The organism is Yoonia sp. 72 (genome assembly GCF_034652275.1).
Lineage (GTDB): Bacteria > Pseudomonadota > Alphaproteobacteria > Rhodobacterales > Rhodobacteraceae > Yoonia.
Genome location: NZ_JAXIWG010000001.1, coordinates 822342 through 845955 on the forward strand (window position 1 = coordinate 822342; position 23614 = coordinate 845955).

22 protein-coding genes, 1 tRNA gene and 1 pseudogene are annotated in these 23614 nt (G+C 63.0%); 10 read left to right on the top strand and 14 right to left on the bottom strand.

What is annotated here, in order from left to right; genetic code table 11:
* Positions 1–93 precede the first annotated feature (93 nt).
* Genes VCK47_RS04280 through VCK47_RS04295 form a run of 4 tightly spaced genes read left to right on the top strand, consistent with a single transcriptional unit; the run spans position 94 to position 3962 of the window.
* The gene (locus VCK47_RS04280) at positions 94–711 is read left to right on the top strand and encodes a paraquat-inducible protein A (RefSeq protein ID WP_416236645.1); all 618 of its coding nucleotides are present in this window, start codon (positions 94–96) and stop codon (positions 709–711) included.
* Complete coding sequence (locus VCK47_RS04285) at positions 711–1316, top strand: paraquat-inducible protein A (protein ID WP_322889480.1); 606 nt, start codon at positions 711–713, stop codon at positions 1314–1316. The genes VCK47_RS04280 and VCK47_RS04285 overlap by 1 nt, the downstream gene beginning before the upstream one ends.
* A complete protein-coding gene (locus VCK47_RS04290) occupies positions 1309–3402 on the top strand; it encodes an intermembrane transport protein PqiB (RefSeq protein WP_322889481.1) in 2094 nt (697 codons plus the stop codon). Before VCK47_RS04285 ends, VCK47_RS04290 begins: the two co-directional genes overlap by 8 nt.
* A 2-nt stretch (positions 3403–3404) precedes the next feature.
* A complete protein-coding gene (locus VCK47_RS04295; RefSeq protein WP_322889482.1) occupies positions 3405–3962 on the top strand; it encodes a PqiC family protein in 558 nt (185 codons plus the stop codon).
* Positions 3963–4043: 81 nt separating this feature from the next.
* Here VCK47_RS04295 and VCK47_RS04300 read toward each other — a convergent pair whose 3' ends face one another.
* The 5 genes from VCK47_RS04300 to VCK47_RS04320 all read right to left on the bottom strand — a co-directional run bounded on the left by VCK47_RS04300 (position 4044) and on the right by VCK47_RS04320 (position 8497).
* Positions 4044–5183 (bottom strand): Gfo/Idh/MocA family oxidoreductase, encoded by a 1140-nt coding sequence (locus VCK47_RS04300; RefSeq protein WP_322889483.1) that lies wholly within the window; start codon positions 5181–5183, stop codon positions 4044–4046.
* Between the two features lies 1 nt (position 5184).
* The gene (locus VCK47_RS04305) at positions 5185–6237 is read right to left on the bottom strand and encodes a sugar phosphate isomerase/epimerase (protein ID WP_322889484.1); all 1053 of its coding nucleotides are present in this window, start codon (positions 6235–6237) and stop codon (positions 5185–5187) included.
* 69 nt (positions 6238–6306) lie between these two features.
* Entirely contained in the window at positions 6307–7089 is a 783-nt protein-coding gene (locus VCK47_RS04310) for a substrate-binding domain-containing protein (RefSeq protein WP_322889485.1), read from the bottom strand.
* Positions 7086–7799, bottom strand: coding sequence for an ATP-binding cassette domain-containing protein (locus tag VCK47_RS04315; RefSeq protein WP_322889486.1), 714 nt, complete (start codon positions 7797–7799; stop codon positions 7086–7088). The genes VCK47_RS04310 and VCK47_RS04315 overlap by 4 nt, the downstream gene beginning before the upstream one ends.
* Positions 7793–8497, bottom strand: a complete 705-nt coding sequence (locus VCK47_RS04320; protein ID WP_322889487.1) for an ABC transporter permease — start codon at positions 8495–8497, stop codon at positions 7793–7795. The genes VCK47_RS04315 and VCK47_RS04320 overlap by 7 nt, the downstream gene beginning before the upstream one ends.
* A gap of 337 nt (positions 8498–8834) precedes the next feature.
* Here VCK47_RS04320 and VCK47_RS04325 point away from each other — a divergent pair, with 337 nt between their 5' ends.
* The 4 genes and pseudogenes from VCK47_RS04325 to VCK47_RS04340 form a co-directional block, all read left to right on the top strand.
* Positions 8835–9935: an ABC transporter ATP-binding protein gene (locus VCK47_RS04325; RefSeq protein WP_322889488.1), complete on the top strand. Its 1101-nt coding sequence runs from the start codon at positions 8835–8837 to the stop codon at positions 9933–9935.
* 79 nt (positions 9936–10014) lie between these two features.
* Entirely contained in the window at positions 10015–11127 is a 1113-nt protein-coding gene (locus VCK47_RS04330) for an extracellular solute-binding protein (RefSeq protein ID WP_322889489.1), read from the top strand.
* 112 nt (positions 11128–11239) lie between these two features.
* Complete coding sequence (locus tag VCK47_RS04335) at positions 11240–12844, top strand: ABC transporter permease (RefSeq protein ID WP_322889490.1); 1605 nt, start codon at positions 11240–11242, stop codon at positions 12842–12844.
* A 13-nt stretch (positions 12845–12857) separates the two neighbouring features.
* A pseudogene (locus VCK47_RS04340) lies at positions 12858–13736 on the top strand (ABC transporter permease); the annotation flags it as partial.
* Here VCK47_RS04340 and VCK47_RS04345 read toward each other — a convergent pair.
* The 7 genes from VCK47_RS04345 to VCK47_RS04375 are packed head-to-tail and all read right to left on the bottom strand — an operon-like array spanning position 13733 to position 20126.
* On the bottom strand, positions 13733–14662 hold the full coding sequence (locus VCK47_RS04345; RefSeq protein ID WP_322889491.1) for an AEC family transporter: 930 nt from the start codon (positions 14660–14662) through the stop codon (positions 13733–13735). The pseudogene VCK47_RS04340 and the gene VCK47_RS04345 overlap by 4 nt on opposite strands.
* Positions 14663–14705: 43 nt before the next feature.
* A complete protein-coding gene (locus VCK47_RS04350) occupies positions 14706–15518 on the bottom strand; it encodes an MBL fold metallo-hydrolase (RefSeq protein ID WP_322889492.1) in 813 nt (270 codons plus the stop codon).
* A complete protein-coding gene (locus VCK47_RS04355) occupies positions 15515–16303 on the bottom strand; it encodes a TatD family hydrolase (RefSeq protein WP_322889493.1) in 789 nt (262 codons plus the stop codon). The genes VCK47_RS04350 and VCK47_RS04355 overlap by 4 nt, the downstream gene beginning before the upstream one ends.
* A gap of 10 nt (positions 16304–16313) precedes the next feature.
* On the bottom strand, positions 16314–17420 hold the full coding sequence (locus VCK47_RS04360) for a DNA polymerase III subunit delta' (protein WP_322889494.1): 1107 nt from the start codon (positions 17418–17420) through the stop codon (positions 16314–16316).
* Positions 17417–18025 (bottom strand): dTMP kinase, encoded by a 609-nt coding sequence (tmk, locus tag VCK47_RS04365; protein ID WP_322889495.1) that lies wholly within the window; start codon positions 18023–18025, stop codon positions 17417–17419. The genes VCK47_RS04360 and tmk overlap by 4 nt, the downstream gene beginning before the upstream one ends.
* Positions 18022–19200 (bottom strand): D-alanyl-D-alanine carboxypeptidase family protein, encoded by a 1179-nt coding sequence (locus VCK47_RS04370; RefSeq protein WP_322889496.1) that lies wholly within the window; start codon positions 19198–19200, stop codon positions 18022–18024. Before VCK47_RS04370 ends, tmk begins: the two co-directional genes overlap by 4 nt.
* A gap of 14 nt (positions 19201–19214) precedes the next feature.
* The gene (locus VCK47_RS04375) at positions 19215–20126 is read right to left on the bottom strand and encodes an SPOR domain-containing protein (protein ID WP_322889497.1); all 912 of its coding nucleotides are present in this window, start codon (positions 20124–20126) and stop codon (positions 19215–19217) included.
* 242 nt (positions 20127–20368) lie between these two features.
* Between VCK47_RS04375 and VCK47_RS04380 the strand changes: the two genes are divergently transcribed.
* Positions 20369–20458 (top strand) — tRNA-Ser (locus VCK47_RS04380).
* 268 nt (positions 20459–20726) lie between these two features.
* Positions 20727–22169, top strand: a complete 1443-nt coding sequence (locus VCK47_RS04385; RefSeq protein ID WP_322889498.1) for a fused MFS/spermidine synthase — start codon at positions 20727–20729, stop codon at positions 22167–22169.
* A gap of 68 nt (positions 22170–22237) precedes the next feature.
* Here the strand turns inward: VCK47_RS04385 and VCK47_RS04390 are convergent, their stop codons facing one another.
* Together VCK47_RS04390 and VCK47_RS04395 are read right to left on the bottom strand one after the other, a co-directional pair.
* Positions 22238–22720, bottom strand: coding sequence for a DUF305 domain-containing protein (locus VCK47_RS04390; protein WP_322889499.1), 483 nt, complete (start codon positions 22718–22720; stop codon positions 22238–22240).
* Between the two features lie 400 nt (positions 22721–23120).
* A complete protein-coding gene (locus VCK47_RS04395) occupies positions 23121–23318 on the bottom strand; it encodes a heavy-metal-associated domain-containing protein (RefSeq protein WP_322889500.1) in 198 nt (65 codons plus the stop codon).
* Positions 23319–23614: the final 296 nt, after the last annotated feature.

A 23614-nucleotide genomic window follows, 5' to 3' on the forward strand; every position in this document is an offset into this window, starting at 1 on the left:
TTGCGGATAACCGCACCCGACGTGGTACGATCACCCGGTTCGCCGGGCGAAGGCAATGCCCCGCAGTCGTCGGAGACCGAGTTGAGAGTTGATTTGCCCCACCTGGACGATCTTGTCGCCTGTCCGCAGTGTGACACGCTGCATCTGGCGGCTGATCTGCCCGAGGGGACACGGGCCTGCTGCCAGCGTTGCGGGCATGTCCTGATGTCGGCGCAAAAGACTGCTGTCGCGCGGATCATCTCGCTGGCGCTGACGGCCTTTGTGCTGATGATCGCCGCCGTCAGCTTTCCGTTTCTGGCACTTGATGCGGGCGGCGTGCGCAACGCGACTTCGGTCATCGACGCGGTCCTTGCGTTTCGCAACGGGCTGGCCTTTCCGCTGGCCATCGCGGTGGCTTTTTTCATCGTGGTGCTGCCATTGATGCGGCTCAGCGCGCTGATCTATGCGCTGGGGCCGCTGGTGACAGGCCGCAAGCCCCGTCCGGGTGCGCGGGTGGCCTTTGGCCTTGCTGAAAAGCTGCGCCCGTGGAGCATGGCCGAGATCTTTATCGTCGGCGTGACCGTGGCGCTGATCAAGGTCGCGGGCATGGCCGCCGTCACGATCGGCCCGGCCTTCTGGGCCTTTGCAGGAGTTGTTGTCATCACGATCCTCAAGGATCAACTGATTTGCAGGTATTCGATTTGGGAAGCACTGGACAAAGCACGGGCCTGATGTCGGCACGCACGGCGGGTCTTGTGGCCTGCCGGAACTGCGGACAGGTCCATCAGATCGACACGGCGCGCTGCAAACGCTGCGACAGCCCCTTGCAAAGCCGCGACGCCCAGAGCCTGCAAAAGGTCTGGGCCTGGCTGATCGCGGGGATCATCGCCTATATTCCCGCCAATACCTATCCGATGCTGCTGACCTCGACCCTGACGGACCGCAGCGAAAGCACGATCATCGGCGGCGTGATCGAATTGGTGGACTATGGCGCAATCGGCATCGCGCTGGTGGTCTTTGTCGCATCGGTCGTGATCCCCGTGGGCAAGTTCGTGGCGATCATGTATCTGGCGATTTCCGTGCAACGCGGGTCATACCGCAACCAGCACGGACGGCACCGCGCCTATGACGTGGTCGAATTCATCGGCCGCTGGTCGATGATCGACGTGTTCGTCGTGGCCATCCTTTCGGCCTTGGTCCAGCTTGCGACCATCGCCACGATCAACCCCGGTATCGCCGCTGTCAGCTTTGCGCTATCGGTCATATTCACCATGCTGGCCGCGCAATCCTTTGACCCGCGGCTGATCTGGGACGCGGACAGGACAATCCATGACTGACACACCCCCGAGCGGCCCTGCGCCGATGAACATTCGTCCCGCAAAAACGCCGGTCATGCAGCGGCTGGCGCTGGTCTGGATCGTTCCTATCATCGCGCTGGCAGTATCGCTTGGGGCGGCATGGCAAAGCTACAGTGACCGCGGCGTGCGGATCACCATCGCGTTTGACAATGCCGCTGGCGTGCAGGCGGGTGCCACCGAAATCCGCTATCGCGATATCCGCGTGGGTCTGGTCGAGGCTGTGGAATTCGACGAAGGCCTGAGCACGATCCTTGTGCATGCGCGCGTCGATCAGGACATCGCGCCCTATCTTGATGCGGATGCACAGTTCTGGGTCGTGCGGCCCGACGTATCCGTGCGCGGGATCAGCGGGCTCGATACCGTGCTGTCGGGTGTCTATATCGAAGGCAACTGGAACACGACCGCCGATGTGGCGCAGACCAATTTCACCGGCCTCAACCGGCCCGTGCTGACACGCGCCAACCAGCGCGGCACCACGATCCTTTTGCAAAGCGACAACGCAGGCTCCATCGCCGCAGGGGCACCCGTGCTGCACAAGGGTCTAGAGGTGGGTTATCTGGAAGAACCGCAGCTGAATTTCGACGGCAGCGGCGTGGTCGTGCAGGCCTTTATCGAAGCCCCCTTTGACCGCCGGATCACCAGCAGCACAAGGTTCTGGGACGTGTCGGGCTTTAGCGTCAGTTTCGGCGCGGGCGGGGTCGCGCTCAACGTCAATTCGCTGGCCTCGCTGATCGAAGGCGGGGTGGAATTCGACACCATCGTGTCGGGTGGCGATCCGATCACCGATGGGCAGTCGTTCACGATCTATAGCTCCGAACAGGTCGCCCGCGACAGCCTTTTCGTTGACCCCTCCGCCGAAGTCCTGCGTGTCGCGGTCCTGTTCGAAGAGGCGGTCACGGGGCTTGTGCGCGGGGCCGATGTGCGGTTCCAAGGCATTCGCATCGGTGAGGTCAGCGAGATCAGCGCCATCGTCGTCGGCGAAGGCAACGAGGCCGAGGTGCGGCTTCAGGCCGTTCTCGACATCCAGCCATCGCGCCTTGGGCTCGGGGCGGATGCAACGGCGGATGCGGCCATGACGCTGCTGTCGGATTTCGTCCAGCGCGGCCTGCGGGCGCGTATGGTCACAGGCAATATCCTGTCGGGCTCGCTGTTCGTGGAACTGGCCCAGATCGAAGATGCGCTGCCCGCGATCATGGCGCGCACATCGGGGCGCTATCCGGTGATCCCGACGACAGAGTCCAACATCTCGGACGTTGCCGCGACTGCCGAAGGGGTGCTCGCACGGATCAACGCGCTTCCTGTCGAGGAATTGATGAACGGGGCCATCGACATGATGGACAGCATCGAACGGCTGGTCGACAGTGACGACACCCGCGCCGTGCCATCCTCTGTCATAGCGCTGCTGGACGAGGCACGCGGGCTTGTCGGCTCCGAGGACCTGCAAGCCGTGCCCGCCGAACTGCGCAGCGTGATCGCCGAAATCGACGCCATCGTGGCCAGCGCCAACGACGCCGATCTGGTCACATCGCTGGACAATGTGCTTGCGGTCGCTGCCAGCGCCATCGGCAATATCGAGGTCGCGACGCGCAACCTGCCGCGGATCACCGCCGAGATCGAGGCCCTGACGATCCGCGCCAACCAGCTGGAACTGGACGCGCTGGTGACCTCCGCCGCCAGCACGCTTGACGCCATCGACGCCTTTGTCGCCTCCGAGGACACCCGCGCCCTACCGGGCAGCCTGAATGGCGCGCTGGACGAATTGCGCGCCGTGATGGCCGACCTGCGCGAAGGCGGCGCGGTCGGGAACGTGAACACCTTGCTGGCTTCGGCCAATGCCGCCGCACGCGCGGTCGAGGATGCGGTCAGCACCCTGCCGGAACTCTCTGCACAGGCCGGCCGGCTCGTCGCGCAATCGGAAACCGTGGTGGCCAGCTTTGGCGAAAGATCGCGCTTCAACGCCGAAACGCTGGCAACCTTGCGCGAAATTCAGGCGGCGGCGAATGCCGTGTCGGCCTTGGCCCGCGCAATCCAGCGCAACCCCAATTCACTGCTTACAGGACGGTAAAGATGCACAAGACACTGATGATCATGGCCGCAATCAGCCTTGCCGCCTGCGGCGCGCAGCCCGACCGGCTGGCGCTGACACCCGCCGCATCGACCCTGCAGCTGCAACCTGCCGTGCGCAGTGCGGTGGTGCGCACCGTGTCCTTGCCGACCTATGCCGCGGTCGAGGAAATCCCGCTACAGACAGCTGACGGGCTGATCACGACGACCAGCGACATTCTCTGGGCGGATGATCCGCAGCGCGCCATCACGCTGGCCATCGCCACGACGCTTGGCACGATCACCGGTGCCGATGTGGGGCCGGAGCCATGGCCGTTCATCGACCTACCCGATGTGGCCATCGACATCCGCGTGGCCCAGATGATCGCGGGTGCGGATGGTCTGTTCCGGCTGTCGGGGCAGTATTTCGTCGGCGGCGACGGGATCGACTTCCGCAACACCGCGCACCGGTTCGATATCCGCCAACCGATGGCCGACCAGTCCCTTGGCAGCATCAGCGCCGCCCAATCCGCCGCCGTGCTGACCCTGGCCGAGGATATCGCCCGCCGCATCGCGCGCTGATCTAGCACCATCTTCCGAGCCCAAATATCCCCGCCGGAGGCCGCAACTGCGTCGCAGACGCAGGCAGCTCCGGCGAGGTCTCTACTGGATCTTGACCCATCCGGCATTACGCGCCGATGACCGCACGCAGGCATCAACGAACTGCATCCCCTTCAACCCGTCGGTGATGGTCGGATAGACCGCGTCCGGTGCGGTCTTGCCGGCACGATGCGCGACAATCGCCGCTGCCGCCTCATTATAGATCGTCGCAAAGGCTTCGAGGTATCCTTCGGGATGCCCGCCCGGCGTGCGCGTCACACGCGCCGCATCTGCCGTGCTGCCCGCCCCGCCGCGCGTCAGCAGGCGTTTGGGTTCGCCGTAAGGCGTGAACCACATCTGGTTGGGGTTTTCCTGCGCCCAGTCGATCCCGCCCTTGTCGCCGTAAACCCGCAGGCGGAGCGCGTTTTCGTTGCCGGGGGCCACTTGCGAACACCAAAGCATCCCGCGCGCGCCACCCACAAAGCGCATCATGACATGCGCGTTGTCATCCAGTTGCCGCCCACCGACAAAAGCCTGCAAATCCGCCGACAGGCTTTCCAGTTCAAGACCTGTCACGAAACTGGCCAGATTGAACGCATGGGTCCCGATATCGCCCGTGGACCCGCCCGCCCCCGATTGTGCGGGATCGGTGCGCCATGCGGCTTGTTTGCCGGTCGTGGCCTGTGTCAGCCAGTCCTGCGCATATTCGACCTGCACCACACGGATCTTGCCCAGATCACCCTGCGCGATCATCTGCCGCGCCTGCCGGATCAGCGGATAGCCTGTGTAGTTATGCGTCAGCACGAACAGCGCGCTGCTGCGTTCGGCGGCCTTCATCAACTTGCGGGCATCGGCCATCGTCGATGTCAGCGGCTTGTCGCAGATGACATGGATGCCGCGCTTCAGAAACGCCATCGCCGCCGCCGCATGGACATGGTTCGGGGTGACAATGGCGACCGCCTCGATCCCGTCTTTCAGCCGCGCCTCGCGCGACGCCATCGCGTCGAAATCGTCATAGGTCCGTGCCGGGTCCAGCCCCAAGGCAGCACCAGAGGCGCGCGCCTTTTCGGGCGTGGACGACAGCGCCCCCGCCACGAGCCGGAACCGCCCGTCGATGCGCGACGCGATCCGGTGGACCCCGCCGATAAAGGCGTCATTGCCGCCGCCGACCATACCAAGGCGGATAGGTGTCACGTCAGTCATGTCAGATCCCCAGCATCTTGCGGTTGGTCGCATCATCCACGCCGCCGCCCGCGAAATCGTCGAAGGCGCGTTCGGTCACGCGGATGATATGGTCGGTGACGAATTGCGCCCCTTCACGCGCACCGTCCTCGGGATGTTTGAGACAGCATTCCCATTCGACCACGGCCCAGCCGGAAAAATCATTCGCCGCCATCTTGGAAAAGATCGCCCCGAAATCGACCTGTCCATCGCCGAGGCTGCGGAACCGCCCCGCGCGGTCGACCCAGGACTGATAGCCACCATAGACGCCCTGCCGCCCCGTCGGGTTGAATTCGGCATCCTTGACGTGGAACATCTTGATGCGGTCTTTGTAGATGTCGATATTGTCAAGATAATCAAGGCATTGCAGCACGTAATGCGACGGATCGTAGAGCATGTTGGCGCGGGGATGGTTGCCCACCCGTTCCAGAAACATCTCGAAAGTCACGCCGTCATGCAGGTCTTCGCCGGGGTGGATTTCATAGCAGATATCGACCCCGCACTCCTCGGCATGGTCCAGAATGGGCCGCCAGCGCGCGGCCAGTTCGTCGAACGCCGCCTCGACCAGACCGGCAGGGCGCTGCGGCCAAGGATAGACATAGGGCCATGCGAGCGCGCCCGAGAAAGACGCCATTTCCGTCAGCCCCATGTGGCGCGACGCGCTTAGCGCCAGTTTGACCTGATCGACCGCCCAAGCCTGCCGCGCTGCGGGATTGCCGCGCACTTCAGGTGCCGCAAACCCGTCGAAGGCCACATCATAGGCGGGGTTCACCGCAACCAGCTGACCCTGCAGATGGGTGGACAATTCGGTGATCGCGACACCGTTGTCGGCTGCCTGCCCGACCAACGTGTCGCAGTAATCCTTGGACGCGGCCGCCTGCGCCAGATCGATGAACCGCGCGTCCCAGCTTGGCACCTGCACGCCTTTGTAGCCGCAATCGGCAGCCCATTTCGTAATCCCATCCCATGTGTTGAAAGGGGCCGCGTCACCGGCGAATTGCGCCAGAAACAGGCCCGGACCTTTGATCGTTTTCATGATGTCTCCTCCAGTTGGAGGAAACTATAACGATTTAGAATTACCGTTCCAGCCCCTTTCGCGCAGTTTTCAATTGGGCGTGGCGTTGAAAGTAAAGACCTGTTCGCCCGCAACGCGGTAGCCGTCGATCAATGTGCGGGCGCGGTCCGACACCAGCCAGTCCTCGACCTGCGCGACAAGCGCAGGTTCGCGCGCCGCTGTCACCGGCAGATAGGCATATTGGTTGAACAGGGCCGGATCGCCGTCGAACAGCAGCGCAAGACCGGCTTTGTTGCCGAATTTCAGCCATGTCGCGCGGTCCGCGAGGATATAGGCATCAAGCCCCGCCGCCGTGTTCAATGCCGCGCCCATGCCCGATCCCGTTGACCGATACCAGCCGCCTGCGGGGACGATGCCCGCCTTGTCCCAAAGCGCCAGTTCCAGCTGATGGGTGCCGCTGTCATCGCCACGGCTGACGAAAACGGCCTCGGCGGCCGCAAGGGCCGTCAGCGCGGCGGTGACATCGCTTGCGCCTGCGACACCTGCGGGATCAGCGACAGGGCCCACCAGCACAAAATCGTTGTACATGATCTCGCGCCGGTGGGGGGCATGGCCTGCGGCGACAAAGGCCTCTTCGGCGGCACGGGCATGGACAAGCACCGCATCGACGTCACCTGCCGCGCCCAGCCGCAGGGCCTGGCCGGTGCCGACAACCAGCAACTGCACCGTAATGCCTGTCTCCTCGGCCAGCGCGGGCAATAGCACCTCGGCCAGACCGGAGTTTTCAAAGGAGGTCGTAACAGCCATCCGCAACGTATCGGCAGCGGCGGCAGAGCCGATCAGTCCCAGACAAAGTGTCAGGATGCGGATCATTCGACGATATCTCCATCCAGAAAGGCGCGCGCTTGCGCGGTTTGGGGGGCCGTGAAAAAGCTTTGCGGATCAGTGTGTTCGACGATCCGGCCACGCGCAAGGAAGACGACCTCGCCCGCCAGCCGCCGCGCCTGCCCGATCTGATGGGTCGCCATGACGATGCGGGTGCCGCCCGCGATGGCCGCTTGCAGGATCGCCTCGATCTCGCGGGTGGCGGTGCCGTCCAGACTGGCGCAGGGCTCGTCCAGAAACACGATCTCGGGGTCGCGGATCAGCGCGCGGGCCAGCGCCAGTTTCTGCTTTTCCCCGCCGGAAAGCGACAGCGCATTCTGATGGCGCAGATCCTGCAACCCGACCTTTTCGGCCCAGACCTCGGCCAGATCGCGCGCCTTGGCCTTGGCCATGCCCTGCACCAGCAAAGGATAGGCAAGATTGTCGCGCACATTGCGCCGCAGCATGACCGGCGCCTGAAACACAAAGGCCTGCCGCGCGCGGGTCGCGGGTTCGGGCAGCGCCCAGCCCACCTGCCCTGCCGATGGCCGTTCCAACCCATGCATCATGCGCAAAAGCGTCGTCTTGCCCGACCCGTTCGGCCCCATGATGATCGTGCAGCCCTGCCCTGCAATCGTCAGGTCCACCGGCCCCAGCAGGGTCTTGCCACGCCGCGTGACGCGGGCACCTTTTAATTCCAGAGGCAGGATCGTCACCATCGCCCGTCGCTTTCGGTGCGGCTGACCATATGGATCGCGATATTGACCGCCAGTGCCAGCCCGATCAGCACAAAGCCGAGGCCGAGCGCCAGCGCGAAATCGCCTTTGCCGGTTTCGAGCGCGATGGCCGTGGTCAGCACGCGGGTCGCGTTGTCGATGTTGCCGCCCACGATCATGATCGCACCGACCTCGCCGATGGCACGGCCGAAACCTGCGAGGGATGCGGTCAATAGCGCGCGCCGCCCGTCCCAGACCAGCGTGGCGATGCGCTGGCGGCGGCTGGTGGACAGCGAAATCAACAGATCATGATAATCAGCCCACAACTCGCGGATCGCCTGATGCGCGATAGACGCGATCAGCGGCGTGATGATGATAACTTGCGCGATAATCATCGCCGTGGGCGTGAAGAGCAGCCCGAGCACGCCGAAAGGACCAGACCGCGACAACAGCAGATAGACGATCAGCCCGACAACCACGGGCGGCAGCCCCATCAGCGCGTTCAGCGCGGCGATCACCAGACGCCGGTAACGGAACCGCCTTATCGCAAGCCAGGCCCCCAAGGGCAGGCCGATGGCGGATGCGATCACGACCGCTGTCAGCGTGACCTGCAGGGACCGCAGGGTGATGTCCATCAGCGCCGGATCAAGCGTCACGACAAGTCGGACCCCCGCCAGCAGCCCTGCCCAGATTTCACCCATCAATCCCGCCCCGTCCGGTTTTGGCGCAGGGTTTCACGGCACACGATGCCGTGCAATCGGCAAAAACGACCTGTCGGGTGTGTTTTCGGCACGGAAACAATCAGACCCGCCCGACAGGCAATTTGTTCTCATCAGAAACCGGCCTTGTGCGCGCAGAGGAACCGTTTTTGCACAAGTTGCCCATCAAGGGATCGTCACGCACAATCGTTGCGCTTTTGGGGTGTGATTGCGCAACATGTCGGTTTTGTCGCGAAAAGGTGCCCTTTCGCGTTGCATCTCGGGGCCTGCGGCGTTTTAGTTAGGGAAAATAAATAGCCAAAACCGGGGAGGTTTGGGGTTGCAACAAGTCAAGAACGACGAGGCATTCGTCGCGTTCGAACGCGTGCAAAAAAGTTACGATGGCGAAACACTGGTCGTCAAAGATTTGAACCTGACGATACCCAAGGGTGAATTTCTGACCCTGCTTGGCCCGTCGGGATCGGGCAAGACCACATGCCTGATGATGCTGGCCGGGTTCGAAACCGCGACGCATGGCGACATCCGGCTCGACGGGGTTTCGGTCAACAACATCCCCCCTCATAAGCGCGGGATCGGCATGGTGTTCCAGAACTATGCGCTTTTCCCGCATATGACCGTGGGGGAAAACCTGTCCTTCCCGCTGGAAGTCCGCAAGATGGGCAAGTCCGACCGCGAGGCGAAGGTCAAGCGCGCGCTCGACATGGTGCAGATGGGCGATTTCGCCGCGCGCCGTCCCGCGCAGATGTCGGGTGGCCAGCAGCAACGCGTTGCACTGGCGCGCGCGCTGGTGTTCGAGCCCGAACTGGTGCTGATGGATGAACCGCTGGGCGCGCTGGACAAGCAATTGCGCGAAACACTGCAATTCGAGATCACCAATCTTGCGCACCAACTCGGCATCACCGTGGTCTATGTGACCCACGACCAGACCGAGGCGCTGACGATGTCGGACCGCGTGGCCGTGTTCAACGATGGCCGCATCCAGCAACTGGCGACACCGGACGATCTTTACGAAAGGCCGCTGAACAGCTTTGTGGCGCAGTTCATCGGCGAGAATAACACGCTGACCGGCGTGGTACAGGAAATCGGCAACGGACGCTGCGCCGTGCGGCTCGATAGCGGCGACATCATCGACGCGATGCCTGTCAACGTCAAAGCCGTGGGCGACCGCACCAAGGTGTCGATCCGCCCCGAACGGGTCGAGATCGACAAGACCCGCCTGCAACCCGGCGCACATACGCTCAAGGCCGAAGTGCTCGAATTCATCTATATGGGTGACATTTTCCGCACCCGCCTGCGCGTTGCCGGAACAGACGATTTCGTCATCAAGACCCGCAACGCCCCCGATCAGGTCCGTCTTACCCCCGGCACCCAGATCGAGATCGGCTGGCTGGCACAGGATTGCCGCGCGCTCGACGCGTGACGGCTTTTGCAGGGGCACCGCCGCCCGGTGGGTGCCTCTCATGACAAGACGAACCGGGCGTGACAACGGGAGATTTACTATGAAACTGACCAAAGCAATGCTGGCAACGACAGCGCTGACGCTGGCCGGAACCACTGCCTTTGCCCAAGAGATGGCCAATGACATGACCATCGTCAGCTGGGGTGGTGCCTATCAGGCCAGCCAGGACAATGCCTATCTGCAACCTTATCTGGCAGCGAACCCCGAGGTGCGCGCCAACTGGGACGAAAGCTCGCCCGAAGCTGTGGCACGTCTGCGCGCCATGAACGAGGCCGGCAACCTGACTTGGGATCTGGTCGATGTGGTGGCCGCCGATGCGCTGCGCCTGTGCGACGAAGGTCTGGCGATGGAAATCGACCATGACGCAATTCTGGCTGCAGCCCCCGATGGCACCCCTGCCACCGAGGATTTCGGCGACCTGATCGTGTCGGACTGCTTTATCCCGCAGATCGCCTATTCCACGACCAACGCCTATCGCACCGATGTCGCGGCATGGAACGGTGCCACACCATCCGACATCTGCGCCCTGTTCGATCTGGAAACCTTCCCCGGCACCCGCACATTGCAGCGCCAGCCCATCGATAACCTCGAATGGGCTCTGATCTGTGACGGCGTGGCTTTCGAGGATGTCTATGACACGCTGGAAACCACCGAAGGCCAGGACCGCGCCTTCGCTAAGCTCGACACGATCAAGGGTAGCACGATCTGGTGGACATCCGCCGCCGAAAGCATCCAGTCGCTGGCCGATGGCGAGGCCGTGATGGGGTCGTCCTACAATGGCCGTTTCTTCTCGGCGATCGTGGAACAGAACCAGCCGCTGGAAATGCTCTGGGATGCGCAGGTCTATGACCTTGACGGCTGGATCATCCCGACCGGTCTGCCCGAGGACCGTCTGGCCCGCGTGCTCGACTTCCTTTTCTTTGCCACGGACACACAGCGTCTGGCGGATCAGGCGGCTTATATCTCCTACGGTCCGGCACGCGCGTCTTCGGCGCCATTGGTTTCGACCCATGCCACATTGGGGATCGAGATGGCACCGCATATGCCGACAAACCCCGACAACGCCACCAATGCCTTTGTGCAGAACTACCTGTGGTGGGCGGATTACCGCGACGATCTGGACGCACGTTTCCAGGCATGGCTCGCACAGTAACCGATTGACGGATCGGGCGGGGATTTCCCCGCCCGCACCCCTTTGACATTTTGCCGGTGATGGGTGCCCCCGCGCCCCCGGCCCCGCTGATTTCGACTGAAAAGGTCTTCCCATGGCAGAACAGATGATGGCCGCCGATGGCCGCACGCTCAAATCCAGCCTGAACCGTGCCCTGCGCCGCCAGAAACTGCGCGCGCTGTTGCTGATCGCGCCGCTGTTGCTGTTCATCATGATCACCTTCGTCATCCCCATCGGGCAGATGCTGTTCCGGTCGGTCGAAAACCAGATCGTCAGTGATACAATCCCGCGCACAGTGGTGGCCCTTGCCGATTGGGATGCCGCCACCGACCCCGTCCCGGACGAGGATGTGTTCCGCGCCTTTGCCGCCGATATGATGGTCGCGGTGGAACAGCGTGTCCACACCCGCCTTGGATCGCGGCTGAACTATGAGGCTGCAGGCATTTCATCGCAATTCCGCCGCTCGGGCCGCGATGTCGCGGATATGGGCGAAGAGCTGACCGAGCAATTCGCAGCCCTTGATCCCGCATGGGAAGACCCTGCCACATGGATCGCACTGATGGCCGATCCCGACTGGATCGCAGATCTGGCCAGCGCAGAGGATGAACCCGCCTTCGTGGTCTCTGACGCGGCGCGCGACGCCCTGCCGCGCACAGCCGATATCTATGCCGATTTCGCCCGCGTCACACAGGTGACCAACAACGACAGCCCCACCGAAGAACAGCCGTGGAACGTTGTCTACGTAGCACTTTACGAAGACCTGATCGCCAACCCTGCGCCCCAGATCGCGGGCGCGCCCGACGGCCTGCTGGCTGCCGCAGGTACTGCCGTTGGTGGCTTTACCGCCCCTGACATCCGTGCCGCCTTTCTCGACAGCGACAATGGCTGGGGCAGCACAAGGACGTGGCAGACGATCCAGACCTATAGCCCGCCTTACACGGCCAGCTACTTCCTGAACGCGGTCGATTTGAAACAGACGCCGGAGGGTATCGAAAGAGCGCCCGAAAACCAGCAAATCTATGTGCGGCTGTTCATCCGCACGCTGATCATGTCGCTGACGATCATGGTGTCGTGCATCCTGCTGGGCTATCCGGTGGCATGGATGCTGGCGAACCTGCCATCACGGCAGGCCAACCTGATGCTGATCCTTGTGCTGCTGCCATTCTGGACCTCGCTTCTGGTGCGGACCTCGGCGTGGAAAGTCCTGCTGCAACAGCAAGGCGTCATCAACGACCTGCTGGTCTGGATCGGGCTCGTGGCCGATGACAACCGCCTGACCATGATCAACAACGCGACGGGCACGATCATCGCGATGACGCATATCCTGCTGCCTTTCATGATCCTGCCGCTTTATTCAGTGATGAAAACCATCCCGCCGAGCTATCTGCGCGCGGCGAAATCGCTGGGAGCGACAAACTGGACCGCGTTCTGGCGGGTGTATTTCCCGCAATCGGTGCCGGGGATCGGGGCGGGATCAATCCTCGTGTTCATCTTGTCGATCGGCTATTACATCACGCCCGAGATCGTGGGCGGCACGTCCGGTATCTTCATCTCCAACCGGATCGCCTATCACATTTCCAGCTCGCTCAACTGGGGGCTGGCCGCCGCACTCGGGACGATCCTGCTGGTCGTCGTGCTGGCGCTCTACTGGGCCTATGACCGCATCGTCGGCATCGACAACGTGAAACTCGGAGGATAACGCCATGACCTCGCTGCCCATCTACGCCACCACGGGCCAGAAGATCTGGCACTATACCTTCCGCGTCATCGTCGGGCTGATCCTGTTCTTTTTGGTCGCCCCGATCATCATCATCATCCCGCTTTCGTTCAACGCGCAAAGCTTTTTCACCTTCACGCCGGAAATGCTGGCGCTGGACCCCGAAGGTTATTCACTACGCCATTACCGCGATTTCTTTACCAACCCCGACTGGATCAGGCCGTTGCAGAACTCGCTGATCATCGCGCCTTTCGCGACGATCATTTCGGTCAGCCTTGGCACGCTTGCCGCAATCGGGCTGTCGCAATCGCATGTGCCTTACCGGCGCACGATCATGGCGATCATGATTTCGCCGATGATCGTGCCGTTGATCATTTCGGCCACGGGCATGTTCTTTTTCTACAGCCAGCTGGGGCTTTGGATGGAAGATGCGCTGGGTTTCTCGCGGTCATTCACGGGCTACGTCAAAGTGATCCTCGCCCATGCGGCCCTTGGCATTCCGTTTGTGATCATCACGGTGACCGCAACGCTGGTGGGCTTTGACCATTCGCTCACGCGGGCTGCCGCCAATATGGGCGCGACGCCGACGCAGACATTCTTCAAGGTGCAAATGCCGCTGATCCTGCCCGGTGTGGTGTCGGGCGGGCTGTTCGCCTTCATCACGTCGTTTGACGAAGTTGTGGTCGTGCTGTTCGTCGGGGCGGCGGCGCAAAAGACATTGCCGTGGCAGATGTTCACTGGCTTGCGCGAACAGATCAGTCCGACAATCCTTGCGGCGGCAACGGTGCTGGTGGCGGTGTCGATTGTCCTGCTGACCACGGTGGAACTGTTGCGCCGCCGGTCAGAAAGGTTGCGGGGCCTGTCGCCGAGCTAGGGCAGGATCGCAAGCCAGCCCCAGACCGTCAGGATCGACAAACCCGTCGCAAGTAGCACCGAGGATGCAGCAACGCGGCGGGCGCGGCCATACATATTGGCGAAGATATAGGCGTTCACGCCCGGTGCCATCGCCGCTGTCAGCATCGCCGACCGCGTGCCCGCGACGCCCAGCCCGCCTGCCTGCGCCAGCACCCAGACGATGGCCGGATGCAGGAGCAGCGACACACCGACGACATACATGATCGTGCGCATGTCGCCTTCGGGGCGGTAGCGGTAGAGAACGCCGCCCAGCCCGAACAGCGCCGCAGGCAAGGCCGCCCGCGCGATCAGGTCCAGTGCATCGGTCAGGACGGCGGGGGCTGGCACGCCTGACAGGTTCACCACGAACCCCAAGGCAATCCCGATGATCAGCGCGTTCTGGAACATCGCCCGCAGCACCTTGCCCGGGAGCGCCGTCAGCGACGCGCCTCGGTTGCGCGCGATCTCCATCGCGGTGATGCCGATGCCGTAGCAAAACGGTGAATGGATCGCGATGATGGCGTAGTTGGCCTCGAGCGCCGCTGCCCCATACGCCCGTTCCGTGATCGGCAGCCCCAGCAGCAGCGAGTTGGAGAACAAACAGCAGAACCCGATGGCGACGCTGTCTTCCCAGTCGCGCCCGAAGATGAAGCGCGCGCCCAGAAGCCCTGCCAGAAACCCGGTGAACGCCCCTGCATAGAAGCTGCCGAGCAACACGAGATCAAAGCTTTGTTGCAGATCCAGCGTGGAAATGGCGCGGAACAACAGGCAGGGGATCGCGAAATTCTGGGTGAACTTCATCAGCCCGTCGACGCCTGCATCGCTGAAATAGCCTTTCCAGACAGCCAGATAGCCAAAGCCAATCACGAAGAAAACGGGCAAGATGACGTCGATCAGCGCGGCCATAGGCGGGGTCCTTGAAAAACTTTGATGCCTCCGGCGGGGATATTTATCCTCGAACGATGACCGGAAAACGCAGCGTCAGGCCGTCATAGGCGGGCAGGACATGGGCGGGGGTTTCGGCGGCGACGGTGGCGTAGTCCAGATCGACATGCATGTTGGTCAGCACGGCTTGGCGCGGCGCGACCTTGGTGATCCAGCCAAGGGTCTTTTCCAGATGGGCATGGCTCGGGTGCGGTTTGCGGCGCAAAGCATCGACGATCCAGCAATCAAGCCCTGTCAGCACGGGCCAGACCGCATCGGGGATGTCCGAGACGTCGGGCAGATAGGCGACATCGCCAATCCGGAACCCCAGCGCGTCGATATTGCCATGCGCGACCTTGAACGGCGTCAGCGTCACAGGCCCGCCTGCCCCGTCGATGGTCACATCGCCGTCGATCAGGTTGAGATCGCAGATCGGCGGGTAATCGGACCCCGCAGGCTGCACAAAGGCATAGCCGAAGCGTGACAGCAGCGCATCGCAAGTGTCGCCATCGGCCCAGACCTGCAAGCGCGCCCGCGTCTGGAACACAATCATCCGCAGATCGTCGATTCCGTGGACGTGATCGGCATGCGCATGGGTATAGACGACCGCATCCAGCGTGCTGACGCCAGCATCGAGCAGCTGGCTGCGCATATCAGGCGAGGTGTCGATCAGCACGCGGGTGACACCGTGGTTGCCCTGCCGCGTGATCAAGAGAGAACAGCGCCGCCGCGCGTTGCGCGGATCGGCTGGGTCGCAATCGCCCCAGTCATTGCCCAGCCGTGGCACCCCGCCGGATGATCCGCAGCCAAGGATGGTAAAGCTGATCATGTCGCTCATGCTGCTGCTTTCCAGAAAAGCCGGTCGAAATTGGCATTCGTCGCGGCGGCGAAATCGGCATAGTCGAGACCATAAAGCTCTGCCCCCACAGCAGCAGTATGGGCTGTATAGGCGGGCTCGTTGCGCCGCCCGCGGTATGGTGGCGGGGCCAGATAGGGGCTGTCGGTTTCAAGCAGTATCCGGTCAAGTGGGGCGCTGGCGAAGATGTCGCGCAACTCCTTGCTTTTGGGAAAGGCCGCGATGCCCGACATCGACAGATAGAACCCCAGATCAAGCGCGGCCTTGGCCAATGCCGCCGAACTGGAAAAGCAATGCATCACGCAAGTGTAGGCACCAGCGCGATATTCTTCGGTCAGGATGCGGGCCATGTCGTCATCGGCGTCGCGCGCATGGATGATCAGCGGCAGGCCGGTTTCGCGGGCCGCCGCGATATGGATGCGCAGGCTGGCTTGCTGGATAGCCTTGCTGTCAGCGGTGTAATGGTAATCAAGACCAGTTTCGCCAATGCCCACGAATTTGGGGTGCTGCGCCAGTGCCACAAGGTCATCCACACTCACCGGCGGATGGTCTGCCGCCGACATCGGATGCACACCGGCGGCATAGAAGACAGGCGCATATTTTTCGGCAATCGCGCGCACGGCAGGTTCGTTGTGCAGCTTTGTGCAGATCGTCACCATCCGCGTCACTCCTGCTGCCAGCGCGCGGGCGATGATGTCATCGCGTTCGCCGTCGAAATCGGGGAAATCCAGATGGCAGTGGCTGTCAGTGATCGGGCTTTGGGTCATGGCGCGGCTTTCAGGCTGCGGCGACGCCTTGCGCCGTCTCTTCAATCTTGAAGATCATATCAAGGATCAGCGCGGCAGGGTCAAGGTTCACCGCGCGCCCGTGGCGCGACCGGTCCGACAGGTCTTGCTGCACCTGCGCCCAAGCTTGTGCGGCGCGGGGGTCGGGCGCGATTTTCGCCAAGAGCAACGCCTCGCCCGCCGCGCCTTGGGTGGCGGGTGCGCCCAGCAGGCCCGCCCGCGCCGCACGTGCCAGAAAGAGGTCGATGAGGTCGAGCGTCAGGCCAAAGCGCGTCTCTGCCCCCCGCCCGCTGCAGGCCTCGGCCAAAGCCAGCGCCGCCTGCCGGTCGATCCGGGGCAAGGTGCCGAACAGCCGGACCAGATCGGCGTAAAGCGCCATGCCGCCGCTGCCCAACAGCCGGATCGCGTCGCCGACCGACCCGCCTGCAAGCGCGGCAAGGCCCGCCGCATTGTCGCTGCTGTGTCCCGCCTGCGCCAGCGCGCGCGCCAGATCTTCGGGCGACAGCGGGCCGCAGCGCAATTCGCGGCAGCGCGACCGGATCGTGGGCAAAAGCCGCGAGGGTTGATGCGCCACGAGCAGAATGACCGCCCCCGCTGGCGGTTCTTCCAGCTCTTTCAAAATCGCATTGGCGGCGTTGCGGTTCATCTCGTCGGCGGCATCGACGATCACGACGCGCCGCCCGCCGTCGGCGGATGACATCTGAAAGAAATGCTTGAGGCTGCGCACGGCATCGACGGTGATCTCGCTGCGCAGCTTGCCAGCCTTGTCGTCCCAAGGCCGCCGGATAAGGGCAAGGCGCGGATGCGCGCCGGACTGGATCAGACGCGCGTCGGGGTGATCCGGTGGCACGGCAAGCGTGACCTCTCCCAGCATATCGGGCGGCGCATCGGCCAGCAGGAAAGTCGCGATCTTCCATGCCAGTGTTGCCTTGCCCACGCCGCGCGGGCCGGTGATCAGCCAGCCTGAATGCATCCGCCCTGCGCTGAACGCATCCAGAAACGCCGCCTCGGCCGCGTGCTGACCGTAAAGCACGGCGGTTTCGCGCGGATGCGGGGCACCGTCCAGCCGGTCGGGTTCGGGGATGGTGTCATCGCTCATAGATGGGCCGCCACGTCGCTGGCGATCTGGTCCATCGTGCGGTTGCCGTCGATCAGCACACAGCGCTGCGGCTCCGCGCGCGCCAGCGCCAGAAAGCCGTGGCGCAGGGTTTCCTGAAACGGCAGGCCGAAATCCTCGAACCGGTCCTCGCCCGACTGGCGGGCAAGGCCGCGTTCAAGCGCGGTGGCGGGGTCCATGTCGATGATGAAGGTCAGATCAGGTTCGCGCCCGATCATCAGCGCGTGCAGCACATCAACCTTGGCACGCAGATCGCCGCGCGTGGCCCCTTGATAGACGCGGGTGCTGTCGGCGAAACGGTCGGAGACAACGGTCTTGCCAGCCTCCAAAGCGGGCAGGATCGTTTTCTCCAGATGGTCGCGGCGCGCGGCGGTGAACAGCAGGATTTCGGTTTCCGCCGACCAGCGGTCAGGATCGCCGGTCAGCAAAAGCTGGCGGATTTCCTCGGCACCGGGGCTACCGCCCGGTTCGCGGGTCAGCACGACATCCTGCCCGTGATCGCGCAGCCGGTCTGCGAGGCGGCGCGCCTGTGTCGATTTGCCCGATCCGTCTATCCCCTCGAAGGTGATGAACCTCGGCTGGATCATGCGCCGTCAGGCTCTGCGTCGGGGGCGATGCCGTATTTGTTCCACAAAACCAGCGCCGCCGTACGCATCCTTGCGCTGAAACCGCCCAAGGGCACATCGGCATCCGCCACGAGCGGCACGCGTTTTTCGGGCAGACCGTCCAGCGTGACGATCAATTCGCCCACAGGCTGGCCCGCCGTGATAGGTGCCTGCAACGGCCCGTCGAACACGACCTGCGCATCGACCGCGCCCTGATGCAGTACAGGCACGAGCAGGCGCAGGTCTTCGGCCACGGTCAGGCCCACGGTCTGCTGCGCCCCCATCCAGACATCGGCCGTCGCGATCTGGGTGCCCGCTGTGGCGACATCGCGTTCGGCGAACTGGCGGAAGGCCCAGTTGACGATACGTTCGGATTCGACAGCGCGCTCGCGCGCGGTATCAAGGCCGGTGATCACAAAGACGACTCGGCGGTCACCCTGTACGGCAGAGCCTGCCAGCCCATAGCCTGCCTCTTGCGTGTGGCCGGTCTTGAGCCCGTCGGCACCGATCCCCATGCCAAGGACCGGATTGCGGTTCTGGCTGTTGGAGGGCACGCGGTTGTCGAAGGGGAATTCGGTTTCGGCAAACAGCGGATAGAAAGTCGGGAAATCGGTGATCAGCCTGCTGGACAGGATGCCCAGATCCTCGACCGACATGCGGTGCCCCGCAGCGGGCCAGCCGCTGGCGTTCATAAAGACGGAATTGGTCATGCCCAACTGGCGCGCGCGTTCGGTCATCATCCGCGCGAAACCGGCCTCGGTGCCGTCGGGCGACAAGGCTTCGGCCAGCACGACGCTGGAATCGTTGCCCGACAGAACGATCACGCCGCGCAAAAGATCCTCGACACGGACGCGATCGGTTGTGTCCAGAAACATCGACGAGCCGCCGAAACTGGCAGCATGAGCAGACACCGGCAAGACGTCATCCACCGACAAACGCCCATCGGCAATCGCCTCGAAGGCCATGTAGATCGTCATCAGCTTGGACATTGACGCAGGCGGTAGCGGAATGTCGGCATCCTTGGCCAGCAGGACCGTGCCGGTGGTCTGGTCATAGACATAGGCCGCGCGCGCGCTGGTCTCTAGCGTCTGCCCGTGAACGATGGTCGCGCAGACCGTCATCAGACCGGCAACAAGAGTATGTCCTAACGCTTTCATCGGCAGTCCTTTTGTCATTCGCTTGTCATTACGAAGGCATCCACGAAGCCCAGCGCCCTGATCCGCGCAAGCGCCTCCTGATCCGGCACCGGCCCCGCGACGACGCGCCAGACGGTCCGGCCACCGGCCTCCAGATTGATGACGCTCGCCCCGAATCCGGCGGCTGTCAATGCGGCTGCGGCCCCATCGGCGTTAGCCCGCAGGCTGAAGACACCGATCTGCGCGATCGGAGCTTCGGGCAGAGACGTTGACGCAACAGGCGCGGCACCCTCAGCAGAGGCCACGGGTGCAGGCGGCAGCACGACCTCTACCGGGCCTTGGTCTGACAGCGTGGTCGCTGTATCAGTCACTGTGGCCGCTGCGTCGGCGGTGACATCAACCGGATCAAGCGGGGATGCCTCGATCGCCGCAGGAGCCGCAAGGCCCTCTACCTCGCCGGTGTCTTCAGGTGGAGGCGGCGCAACCTCGATCTCTACACGGCGCAGCGCGACCACGCTCAGCTCGGCGGGCGCTCCGGCAAGCAAGCCAAGTTCTTCGGCCGCATCCGACGACACCTGCAAAGCCGGACCCGGATTCTCGCGTTCGCGCCGGAACAGGGCGCCTACGGTGGACTGCCCGTTCGCAGGGTTGCGGATCACGACCCGCTCGGGATCGCGTACATCGGGATGTGCCACCCAGATACCGCCCAGCGATGGTCGACCATCCCACAGGCCCCGGTCGGTCACCGAAAATACATCGGGCCGCTCGACATCCTGTTGCGTCCGCACCGGACCCCGTGATTGCCCGACAACGTTCATTGTCGAGTCATTGCGCGCGCCGGATGCGCCAAAGCCGCCATCCTCGCCACATGCCGCCAGCGCGAATGCGCCGCACAGCGCGTAGGACAGCACTGCTGCGCGCCTGCGTCCCTCAGGTTTGCCTGTCATTCTCAGCCCCCTTAGATCCACGTCTTGCGCGTGGACATCAGCCCCGATGTGTTGTTCTGCGTTGCCTTGCCACGCCAGCCAGCCCGTCTTGCCCAGCAAATGTCTGCACCACCCGCAGGATTTTCGCGAAGGATAGCGGTCTGCGCCACACAATGAAAGTGGCTACACGGAAAGGCAGGCATTTTTCGCCCAGTCTGATCGCGCTTTTCGAATCGTCCGACACCCGCTAACACGACCCCGTCGGAGGAGTGGCAGAGTGGTTGAATGCACCGGTCTTGAAAACCGACGTAGGTGAAAGTCTACCGTGGGTTCGAATCCCACCTCCTCCGCCATCAGGCCGTAAACTGATACATTCGTCAAAGACGCAACCGCTTTTTCAGCGGCCATATTTTTGACGTGGCTGTGACTACGGCGCCGCGTTGCTGACATCAGGCGTGATCCCCTCTTAGAACCGCACAAATGCCGCTTTGGGCACGGCTCGGGCTGCCGGTCAAAGCTGTCGTCTGCAACTGCGACCGCCTGCTCTTTGGCGGTGGTTTCCATCGGTATTTCGCACTAGGCAGGCAAGGCTGCGTTGATCGCAAAACTGAGGAGGCTATCGTGCATTTCTGGACCACCATCGGGCTGATCCTTGTTCTGTCCACGCTTGGGCTGACCTATGAAATCGCGGCCGGCCGCGTGCTTGCGCCCTTTTTCGGCACGTCCTTGCTGACATGGACGACCGTGATCGCGACGATCCTTGCGGGGTTTTCGCTGGGCAATGCGATTGGCGGCTTTGTAGCGGAACGACCCCGCGCCCGCGCTGTCGCAGGCGTGCGCATGGCATTGATCGCGACGGCGGTGCTGATGGGGCTGTCACCCATCGTGCTTGCCTTCGTCTATGCATCCGGCGCACGCGAGACGGGTGGGATGTTGCTGGCGGTCTTCGTGACCTTCTTTCCCGCCTCCGTGCTGGTCAGCCTGCCGTCGCCTTTCCTTGCCAAACTTGCGGTCGAGGCACGGCCGGGGCGCGAAGGGTCCTCGCTCGGAATGGTGCTGGCGGCAGGGTCGGTTGGCGCGATCTTTGGCGCCATCCTTGCGGGGTTCGTGGCATTGCCGCTGTTCGGGTCGGTCGCGACCTTTGCCGCCTGCGGGGCAGCAGCACTGCTCTGTGCGCTGTTCGTCGGGAAAGGCGACGGATCAAGCGGGCTTGGGACCACGCTGTCGATGATCGTCGCAGCATTGGCGGTCGCGGCAAGCCCCTTTGTCGGCGCACTCTGCCGCTATGAATCGGGCCTGTCGTGCATCGATGTCGTGCGGCAGAATGGCGTTGTCTATCTGATCGCCGACCGCACGCAGCAGGCCGCGGAACGGACCGACCAAGCCGAAGCAGACAGCCTTGTGATGCCCTATGTCCAGTGGATCTGGGCACGTATGGACCGCGATCTTGGCCCCGCGCCTGCGGTGCTGTTCATCGGTGGCGGGGGTTACACCCTACCCACCAAACTGCTGCAGGAGCGCCCGTCAGCGCAAGCCGTCACCGTCGAGATCGACCCGCTGGTGACGCAAGTTGTGCGCCAGCAGATGCCTTGGGCAAGTGCGATGATCGCACAGGATGGCTATGACGCAAGCAAGGACAGTGCTGCGCCCGGCCGCTTGGGGATCGTGCATGCCGATGGCCGCGTCTTTCTGAACGAAACCGGTCTGCGGTTCGATGCGGTCGTGATGGATGCTTTTTCGTCCGGGTCGGTGCCTGCGCATCTGGCCACGCGCGAGACCTATGCGCGCCTGAGCGACATCGTCACCGGTCCTGTGTACCTGAACCTGATCGACGCGCCGGATGGCCCGCTTGTGCGGGGTCTGCACGCGATCCTGACCGAGATCTACCCGCATGTCACCGCCGTGCAGGGACCGGTCAGCGAGCGTGATATCGCGAATGTCCTGCTGGTGGCGTCGCGCGACCCGCTGTCCGCGCTTGATGCGCTGCCGGACGGGTATGAGTCAGTACAGGTCACGCCCGGGCGGGCATTCACAGATGACCGTGGGTGGGTAGGTCATCGTTAGGGTGTGCCTGACCGCCCCGCCAACTTGCTAAAAACCGCGCGGCCTGACGCCGCGCGGTGAGCGCCGCGTCAGTTGGCGTTTTCAGCCAGCCAGTTGCTCATCTCTTCCATCTCGGCCACCTGTGCCGCGATGATCGCATGCGCAAGGGCGAGCATCTGCGGGTCCTCGCCATGCGCGATCAACACCTGCGCCATGTCGATAGCGCCCTGATGGTGGGCGATCATCCCGCAGGCAAAGGCCACATCGGCGTCCTCATTCATCATGCCGTCGTGCATTGCGGGCATGCTGATCATCATACGGCGCATGTTTTCCTGCACATGTTCCGGCATGGATTCAAGATCGGCATCTCCCATGCCCATCATCCCCATCATGCCACCGGAGGCATTGCCGTGCATGGCACCGTGCCCCATTGCCCCGTGGTCCATTCCGCCCATCGCCGGGGCGGTTTTACACTGTTCGGGAAGCTGGAACGCAGGTTCCTGGGCGGATGCCGCAAAGGCGAAAGTGGTTGCTGCAACTGCGGTCGCAAAGAGTGTTTTAGCGTTGTTCATTTGTTATCTCCTGATTTTCGGAATGTCTTGCGTGGTCAAACGAACAACCGTCGGGGTGGCGGGGTACTGGTTGGGGGATGACGACCGGAACTGTCTGCAACAGGTGGCGCGGCCGGATCGTTCACATTTGATATGACCGGCATGACCAGCAGGGTCGGTGACAGAGCCGGATGGCACAGGCCCATCATCGCGCAGAAAAACGCGGACCCGGCGCAATCGGCGGGTATCTGGTGGCCATCTGCGGCAACAGGACCGTGGTGCATCAGATGGGACGCATGGCCGGCCCCGTCATGACCAGGTGACGCACCGGCGTCGCCAGGGAGCCATGCGAACAGTGCGACCAGCAACAGGACCGGCAGTATCGCCAGCCGCAAGACACGGTCTGACCGGTCAATGCTTGTCATGCGATGCGCTGCGGCGGAAAACCGGCTTGCGACAGGGCCTGCTCGATCGCTGTTTGGGCAGCCTTCGACGTCACGGTGACGCGCTTTGTCGGCAGGTCGATGACGACATCAGCTGCCGGATCAAGCACTTGGATCGTGTTGGTGATGGATCTGGCACATCCGCCGCACCCCATCTTGTCGATCTGATACTGCATGATTGGTCCAATCTCGATGATCTGCTTTAGGCCAACATGGGCGTTCCAGTTACGGGAAGGTCAAGGACCATGACGAAAACATTTCTTTGCATGACGGTGTTGGCCTATCGGTTCCCGGCTTGCCAATCGGTTTGCCCGGCATGGAAATGGGGGAACGGGCCGACATTGTCCTGTGGCGCGGATCGGACACAGACATCTTCTCTATCTGGTCAGGTCACGCCATGCAGAAAACACGCTGGTAGAGTTCGATTGGATGCAGAAGGATCGGTCGGAGACGTGCTTTCGACCGCTGCTCT